6 protein-coding genes and 1 tRNA gene are annotated in these 7,422 nt (G+C 61.3%); 1 reads left to right on the top strand and 6 read right to left on the bottom strand.

The genetic code is table 11. The features are described from left to right. Positions 1 to 78 precede the first annotated feature (78 nt). The 6 genes from KUW00_RS22295 to KUW00_RS22270 form a co-directional block, all read right to left on the bottom strand. Positions 79 to 390 carry a type I restriction-modification system subunit M N-terminal domain-containing protein gene (locus tag KUW00_RS22295; RefSeq protein ID WP_315901232.1) on the bottom strand — a complete coding sequence of 104 codons (312 nt, stop codon included), beginning with the start codon at positions 388 to 390 and terminating at the stop codon, positions 79 to 81. 248 nt (positions 391 to 638) lie between these two features. Further along, the gene (locus KUW00_RS22290; RefSeq protein ID WP_222570165.1) at positions 639 to 1,337 is read right to left on the bottom strand and encodes a protein phosphatase 2C domain-containing protein; all 699 of its coding nucleotides are present in this window, start codon (positions 1,335 to 1,337) and stop codon (positions 639 to 641) included. Further along, the gene (locus tag KUW00_RS22285) at positions 1,337 to 2,014 is read right to left on the bottom strand and encodes a hypothetical protein (RefSeq protein WP_222570164.1); all 678 of its coding nucleotides are present in this window, start codon (positions 2,012 to 2,014) and stop codon (positions 1,337 to 1,339) included. Before KUW00_RS22285 ends, KUW00_RS22290 begins: the two co-directional genes overlap by 1 nt. Before the next feature lie 40 nt (positions 2,015 to 2,054). Further along, positions 2,055 to 2,702, bottom strand: a complete 648-nt coding sequence (locus KUW00_RS22280) for a MarR family transcriptional regulator (RefSeq protein ID WP_222570163.1) — start codon at positions 2,700 to 2,702, stop codon at positions 2,055 to 2,057. A gap of 621 nt (positions 2,703 to 3,323) precedes the next feature. Beyond that, positions 3,324 to 3,400: transfer RNA gene (locus KUW00_RS22275), tRNA-Ile, on the bottom strand. A gap of 349 nt (positions 3,401 to 3,749) precedes the next feature. Next, the gene (locus KUW00_RS22270) at positions 3,750 to 4,790 is read right to left on the bottom strand and encodes a hypothetical protein (protein WP_222570162.1); all 1,041 of its coding nucleotides are present in this window, start codon (positions 4,788 to 4,790) and stop codon (positions 3,750 to 3,752) included. A 510-nt stretch (positions 4,791 to 5,300) separates the two neighbouring features. Between KUW00_RS22270 and KUW00_RS22265 the strand changes: the two genes are divergently transcribed. Then, positions 5,301 to 7,313, top strand: a complete 2,013-nt coding sequence (locus KUW00_RS22265; RefSeq protein WP_261392316.1) for a TonB-dependent receptor — start codon at positions 5,301 to 5,303, stop codon at positions 7,311 to 7,313. The last annotated feature ends 109 nt before the right edge of the window (positions 7,314 to 7,422 follow it).

Here is a 7,422-nt window from a genome sequence, read left to right as displayed (position 1 = left end):
AGTGCGACCTTGGCCTTGAACTCACCGCTGTGCTGTCGACGTTTCCTGCTCATGATCAGGGTCTCCTGGTCGGTCTGATCAGAGCTTAGCGCCTGGTCCGAAATCTGGGGACCACTTCAGGGTGCCCAGGGCCAGCGGCGAGGCGTTGAAGAAGGGCTGCTCCGCAGCGCGCAGCAGCAGCTTCTCGCGCACCGCCTCGGGCTTGGCCTGGTGGGCGTAGGCGGCGTCGAGCACCTCGGCCTTGGTGGGCTCCAGTACGCACTCAAGGCGCCGCAGCAGGGTGAAGGGCAGGATGATACGGCCGTACTGGGACTGCTTGAAATCGCCGCGCAGCAGGTCTGCCACGGACCAGATAAAGGCTGCCAGCTGAGAGTGACTCTCCGTATTCACGATGCTTCCCCACGTTTTGTGCAATTGAGAACTTGTCGGGGAACATCATACACGGGGGGGCAGGGCTTCCAGCAGTCTAGCCTTCAGGCGTAACCACAGTGTGATTGACTAGATCACCCTCGGAGCTTGCATCACTCATCGGGCCCTTAATGAAGCAACCCGACTGACCTTTCCCCCAGGGACCGCCACCGACATCAACACTTTCAAATTCCAACGTCGCTTTCAGCGACGGATCATGTGTCCGGTCGTCATGAAAATTGGAAGTGCTTGAGGTTATCGGTATCCGAGGCTTGGGCGATCTCAATAAATGGTTCAGCACCGACGGGCAGGGTAGGTAGACTCGCGTCATCTCGCAGGCGGTGCAGTGGCTCGCCTGCTTCCAGGTGCTCGAGCCAGTAGCCATCGGTGCCAAGCAGCACCATTTGACCCAGCTTCAGCGAGAACGCTAGGTGTTCAGGAGCTCTGAAGCGCCTAGCGTTCAGGCAACGGGTTAGCTGGTGCTCACGCCGTTCGTGCTCTTCTCTTGAGCGTGGGGATGGAAGGCCAGACTCATAAGCCAGCAGGTGCGGTGTGGTCAGCCATCGTGTCTTGGTCTGCCCTTGTAGGCCTACCCGGCAATCACCACAGTGCCAGATCTGTGCAACCAGCGTCTCCTGATCAAGGCTGACCATGCAGTAACTGGCGATATCACGAAGGAAGCCGTTGCGGAGAGAGGCCTGCTCCTCTCTGAGGCGAGCATGTACCATCACTTGTGAGCAAGCCGTTACCTCGGCGAGCGCATGAAGCCCAGCATCCGCCCAATGACGCGCCAGCTCAGCGCCTCGGGGGCCTTTTTCTGCGCCGTCGACCAGTACCGCCAGAAGATGCTGGCGTTGCTGCCCCACTGTCGCAGCATCGCTGTTGCAGCTACGCTCGCGGCCTTGTCTGCAGAACCAGCTTGCCAGCATCAGCCGCGCTCCCCGGCCAGGACCTCCAGGCGCTCGAAGAGCAGCGCTTCGCGGTTAGGGTCTCCGGCCGCACTCTGCACGGCATATCCGAAGAGATCATTGCCGAGAAGTTTGCTGAGCTCATCTGCGATATAGGTCCGAAGGTCGCTGTCGGCAGCTCTCACCTCATCAAGTAGCTCGGGGCGGCCATCCACGAGATTGAGGATGTCCTCGATGTCGTGGCTCGATAAAGGATCGTCCTCACCCCGCCCCTTGTAGGCTTCAAGCTTGGTGGCAACGAAAAGCGGTGGTGCGACCACGCGGATGGAAAGATCCCCACCTAGCGAGACGGGCTGTGCCGTTTCCAGTGCCTGGGGGTACCAGTGATTGCTGAAGCCGAGCACGTCGTCATGGTCCGGCATCAGATCGACGCGCAACTCTCCCAGCTTCATGGCGCAGATTGGCATATCCTCATCTAGAGAAGAGGGCTCATTGAATCCCTTCGCCTTCAGCGCTTGCTTGAAGCGCTGCAGGTCGACATAGCTCATGACGCTGATGACCAGATCCACGTCATCGGTACTGCGCACCTGCTCTCGAGTGAACGCATCGGTAAGTAGTAGCCCGGTCGTACAGCCCCCGACGAAAGCTACCTGATCGCGCAGTTCATCCCCGAGGGCCTCGGCCACCCGGCGCAACATGGCGCAACATGGCGCGCTGATCGTCGAACAAGCTCATCGCTTACTCCAGATACTCAGCCAGCCGCTCCGCAGCGACCTTACTCTCGCGGGGATGACCCAGTCGAATGGCATCGACAAGAGCCAACATGGCATACAACTCTCGATCGCGACGCACCGCATAGGGCACACTCTTGAACAACGGCTCAACGGCCTGGCCTTTGCTTTTGCCCCGGGCGTCTGGCCATACCATCGGCAACTCACCTGAGCTATATAACTGGCCTTCCAGCGCTGGCGCGGCAAAGGTCGTCGCAATGCCGCGGGTAATTTCCCCGGGCTTGGCCGGGAACACGTAGCGCACCCCATGCATGATGAAGTTGAACAGAGCTCGGACGTTGGCGCGCGGCACGCCGGTTCGGTGATCCTTGCGAATCAGACCTACCTCCAGACATCGCTGAAGGGCAAGGCTAACCTGACTTTTGCTGATGCCGGTTTCCTCGGCCAAGGCCCGCACGCTGTAGCGTGCCTGCAACTGGTCGTCCTCGAGTCCAGGCAAGCTCTCGCGCACCCCGTCAATGTCATCGAGCGCCCAGTCCCTCCAGTCATCTGGGAGCGCCTTCTCTCCCTTGCCAGTGTGAGTATCGGGGCCACGGCCGTCCTTACGCCTCAGGGCCACCAGCTTCAAAAGCAGACCAATATCTTGACTTTTCATAGTGTCAGCACCGCTCCTGTCCCACGTCCTAGGACACGGGACAGGCTCGATGAATCACTACCGAACTGTCAAGGAAAATCGTCCACTACAGAGGGATTCGCTTGTAAACCAAGATGGCGTCTGCAAGCTCGAGCGAATCCACCTCCGATAGCTCTACATGTCGCTCCTGCATGGTTGCGACTAAGCCACTGGCTTCGCAACAGGCCCCACCCTCAGGTTCGCCCGACCGATCATCCTGGCACACTCATCCAGGGCGTCAGGCGCAGAGTATGAACCCTGGCTGGCCGGAAGGCCCCGGTACCCGATACGAGTAAAGCGAATATCGCGATGATTGCAGACCAGATCCAGTATCAGGGCCGTAGGGCTACCCCATTTCACCTACTGCTCCGGTGGACGGGCGCATCTTATGGCGCCGACGTGCTTCAGAGTTCGGACCAATGCTGGGGACTATCTAGATGGAGGCTACGGGGGCAGTAGACGATCGCACACTGCGTGACGCCCGTTCACTCAAGGAAGTGGTGCTGGAACGATGTTCGTGGACAGCCAAGCATCGGGAAGCCCCGGCGTACAAGAGCAATGTAAAACCCAGACAGGACAACCAACAGGCAGGAAGGGGGGCGGTGGTGGGCCCAGTAGGACTTGAACCTACGACCAAGGGATTATGAGTCCCCTGCTCTAACCAACTGAGCTATAGGCCCTTATCAGCGCGGGCGTATGATAGCGAAAGCTGCGGCCGTAGGCTAGCGGGTTTCGGGTGGACGCTTGCCACTGGTCAGTATGGCGGCTTTCGAGGCGCTTTGGCTGTGCCATTCCTGGCACTTTCTCGCCTTACAGCCCTTCTCGCATCATCGTTCCGGCGCCTCGAGAACCGGTTTTGGCGGCTGGGTGTACCGCTGGCGTACCCGCGGTGCACCCGCATCGCCCCGCTCCTTCTCACGCTCTATCGCTCTCTATCGCTTTCCTGATCTCTCTATCCAGTCTCCGACTCTGCGTTCTGTTCTGCCTCGGTTCGATGTGGCGTTGTGCCATGCCTGAACCGCTTCGCGTCTACTGCACCAGTCCGAGGATGGTGTAGGGGGCTTCGCAGCAGCGGCGTTCGTCGCGTTCGCTGACGCTGTGCAGGTCGTAGTTGCGGTCGTTGTCGTAGGCGACGAACAGCCGCTCGCGGTCGAGCACGGCGAGGCCTTCGGCCTTGTGTTCGAACTCGAGCACCTTGTCGTTCTCGTCGCGTACCAGGGTGGGTGCCCTGCCCTGGCGGAAGTCGTGCAGCGACATCACCCACAGATAGCCGCCGATGAGCTCGTCGTCGCCCTCTTCCGTCTCGAAGCTGGTCAGCAGGTAGAGCTGGCCGTGGTAGGGATCGTACTCGAGGCTGGACAGGCCGCAGATGTGCTCCACACCGTCGTACTCGCCGGGGTCGAAGCTGAAGACGTCGTGCAGGGCGTCGACGAACTCCAGGTTGTCGTCGTCGTTGATGATGTAGTGGGCACCGATGACCCGGCGCACGTAGTCGAAGTCATCGTGGGCCTTGCCCTGCTCGCGGATGCCGAACAGCAAAAGGCCATCGCCACGCTCGCCGGGGATCGCGGCCAGGCCCTCGATCTTGTAGTAGGGCTCGCCTACGGCGGCATCCATCTTGCGCCGGAATTCGAGCGACCCTTCCACACCGTCACGGGGGTCGGGGTCCACCACCTGGACCCGGTCAGGCTCGTGAAGTGGCCAGATCAGCAGGTGGTTGTAGGCGTTGAGTTCGTGGGTCTCGTCGTCGATGCGATCGAAACCGGTGGTGGCGATCATGTGGCGCCCATCGGTGGTCAGGGCGAAGTCTTCATACTTCACCGCTTCCTTGATGGTCTGCTGGGTCAGGTAGTCGATGCGGCTGTCGTCGGGCCCCTCGGCGGACAACGGCAGGCTGAAAGCGGCGGAACGCTCGTGGCCGGGGATCGGCTTGTCGCTGGCCATCAACAGTCGCTCGCCGTCGTAGGCCACCGCAGAAATCTCGGCGTTGACCAGCTCGCCCTGGTCGTCACGCAGGCCGGGAGGAAAGCAGTGGATCGTGCCCTGCTTGAGGATCTTTACTCGTGCCATCAGGCCTCCTGATCGTCGCGTGGTAGATGCATCCAGCCTACGCCTTGTGTCTCTGGTCGGCGAGGGGGTGAGCTTGACTTGCACAAACCATAAATTTTAATACGAACGCTTCGCATTATTTTCACAATTCGCTATATTGCTTGCCGCTGTCGAAGCTGCACATCAGCCCCACGGCTAACGCTCAGCTCCCTCGGCAGGTGACGCGAGACGGGCCGCCAGAAGCCCGGTCCGCACTGTCCCATCGGCTCGTCTCGGCAAGCCGGTCAACACTAGCCAAGCGATCATTCCATGCCTTCCCAGATTCCGACTCAGATCCACACACGCCTGCGTCCCCTTGCTACTTCGCCAATCACCGGCGTCACGTCATGTAGCGGCTCTCCCTCGTCAGCGTCACTTTCCCTCGGTGCAGGCCTCTTGCTGCTGGCCGCTGCTCCATCGCTTAGCTGGGCGCAGGCGGTTGGCGCCGATCAGCAAGGCACCGACGAGTCAGCCGTCCAATCCCAAGAGACCATGGTGGTGGTCGGCTCGCGCACGCCGAAGTCGATCAGCGAGATTCCCGGTGCGGTGTGGGTGGTGGACCAGCACCAGCTGGAGACCCAGATCGCGACGGGAGCCGACCTCAAGACCGCGCTGGGCCGATTGGTACCGGGGCTGGATCTGGCCCCCCAGGGACGCACCAACTATGGCCAGAACATGCGTGGCCGCAGCGTGCAGGTGCTGATCGACGGCGTCTCGTTGAACAGCTCCCGGGGTCTGTCGCGACAGTTCGACGCCATCGACCCGTTCAACATCGAGCGCGTCGAGGTGCTGTCCGGCGCCAGCAGTCTTTATGGCGGTGGCGCCACCGGTGGCATCATCAATATCGTGACGAAGAAAGGTGACGGTCCCGGTCGCCACTTTTCCACCGCGACGAGCGTCACCAGCGGCTTCAATGACAGTGACGACGCCGACTTCCGCCTGGCCCAGTCGATCAGTGGCGGCAGCGAGCGTGTCCAGGGACGTCTGGCGGTGGCCTATCAGGACAATGGACGCTTCTATGACGGGCGTGGCGACGAGATCTTCCCGGACATCGCCCAGACCGACCTGCAGGACAATCGCTCCATCGACATCATGGGCAGCGTCGATCTGGCGCTGAGTGCCGAGCAGACGCTGACACTTGGCGCACAGCTATACCGCTCGGCCTATGAGGGTGACCGTGGGCTCTATTTCCCTAACCTGGCGCTAGGCAATCTGGAAGGCGCCGAGATCCGCGACGGCTATTCGTCGGATCGCGATCCCGAGACGGATCGTCGCATGGTCAACCTGCAGTACCACCACGCCGACCTGCTGGGTCAGGACTTCTACCTGCAGGCGTTCTATCGGGAAGAAGAGGCCAGCTTCAATGCCTTCCCCTACGCCACCACTCAGGGCGTCGAATTCCGCGCCTCCAAGCAGGACACCGATCTGGGCGGTATCAAGGCGCTGTTCGATGCCGAGTTGGGCGAGCGCGTCTCGCTGACCTATGGCCTCGACATGGACCGTGAGTCCTTCGACGCCGACCAGATGTACTTCGACATCGCCACCTCGAATGCCAGTGGCGGTCTCACCCAGGAAGAGCGCGAGATCGGCCCGCGCTATCCAAGCTACGAGGTCGACGGCTACGCCGGCTTCGCCCAGGGCGACTGGCGGGTCACCGATGGTCTGACCCTGTCCGCCGGGGTGCGCCAGCAGCATATGGACGTCGAGGTCGATGACTTCAACGGCGTACCGGGTGGCGAGAATGACTATGATGCCACCCTGGTCAACGCAAGTGCCCTCTACGATTTCGGCAACGGTCACCAGAACTGGATCCAGTTCAGCCAGGGCTTTGAGCTGCCGGACCCGGCCAAGTACTATGGCAAGAGCGCCGATGTCAGCGTCGACGACAACCCGCTGGACGCCATCAAGACAGACCAGGTGGAACTCGGCTGGCGCTTCAATGACGCCGACTGGAGCACCCAGGCGGCGATCTACTACGCCTGGTCCGACAAGGCGGTGGAAAATGCCGAAGACCTGTCGGTCAGCGTGGTCGAGGAAAACAAGCGCGACTACGGCCTGGAGGCGGCGGTGACCCGCTTCCTGGACGGCGGCTTCGAGGTCGGCGGCACCCTGCACCTGGTGCGCTCGGAGCAGGAAGACGAGAACGGTAGCTGGGAAAAGCGTGACGCCCGCTATGCGTCGCTGTCCTCCGCCACCGCCTTCGTCGGTTGGCAGGACATGGCGGCAGGACGCAGCGCCCGGCTGCAGGCCAACCATGCCCATAACCTGGAAGATGACGATGACCGCCAGATCGACGGCTACACCACGGTGGACCTGGCGCTGGCCCAGGACATCGATATCGGCCGTCTGACGCTGGGCATCGACAACCTGCTCGACGAGGAATATTCCACCGTCTGGGGACAGCGAGCGGCAATGTTCTACTCGCCCTACTACGGTCCGGAGTACCTGTACGACTATCAGGGTCGGGGACGGACCTTTACCCTTGGCTGGACCATGGACTTCTAATATTCGTCCTGGGAATTTCCATCCCCACCAGGCGCCGGGCCATTTCAGGTCCGGCGCTTATGGTTTCAGGCTGGTGGCGTCGCTCACCTGGCGCGACGACTTCGGGTAG

Origin of the sequence: Halomonas sp. DP5N14-9, from assembly GCF_019802175.1 — a bacterium.
Taxonomy (GTDB): Bacteria; Pseudomonadota; Gammaproteobacteria; order Pseudomonadales; family Halomonadaceae; genus Halomonas; species Halomonas litopenaei.
This window is presented reverse-complemented; position numbering and strand designations above follow the sequence as displayed.

What these genes read in the sequence shown, in the direction of transcription:
- KUW00_RS22290 (WP_222570165.1), bottom strand. Translation starts at nt 1,337, where the DNA reads ATGCTGGCAAGCTGGTTCTGCAGACAAGGCCGCGAGCGTAGCTGCAAC.
- KUW00_RS22270 (WP_222570162.1), bottom strand. Translation starts at nt 4,790, where the DNA reads ATGGCACGAGTAAAGATCCTCAAGCAGGGCACGATCCACTGCTTTCCT.
- KUW00_RS22265 (WP_261392316.1), top strand. Translation starts at nt 5,301, where the DNA reads ATGGTGGTGGTCGGCTCGCGCACGCCGAAGTCGATCAGCGAGATTCCC.
- KUW00_RS22280 (WP_222570163.1), bottom strand. Translation starts at nt 2,702, where the DNA reads ATGAAAAGTCAAGATATTGGTCTGCTTTTGAAGCTGGTGGCCCTGAGG.
- KUW00_RS22285 (WP_222570164.1), bottom strand. Translation starts at nt 2,014, where the DNA reads ATGTTGCGCCGGGTGGCCGAGGCCCTCGGGGATGAACTGCGCGATCAG.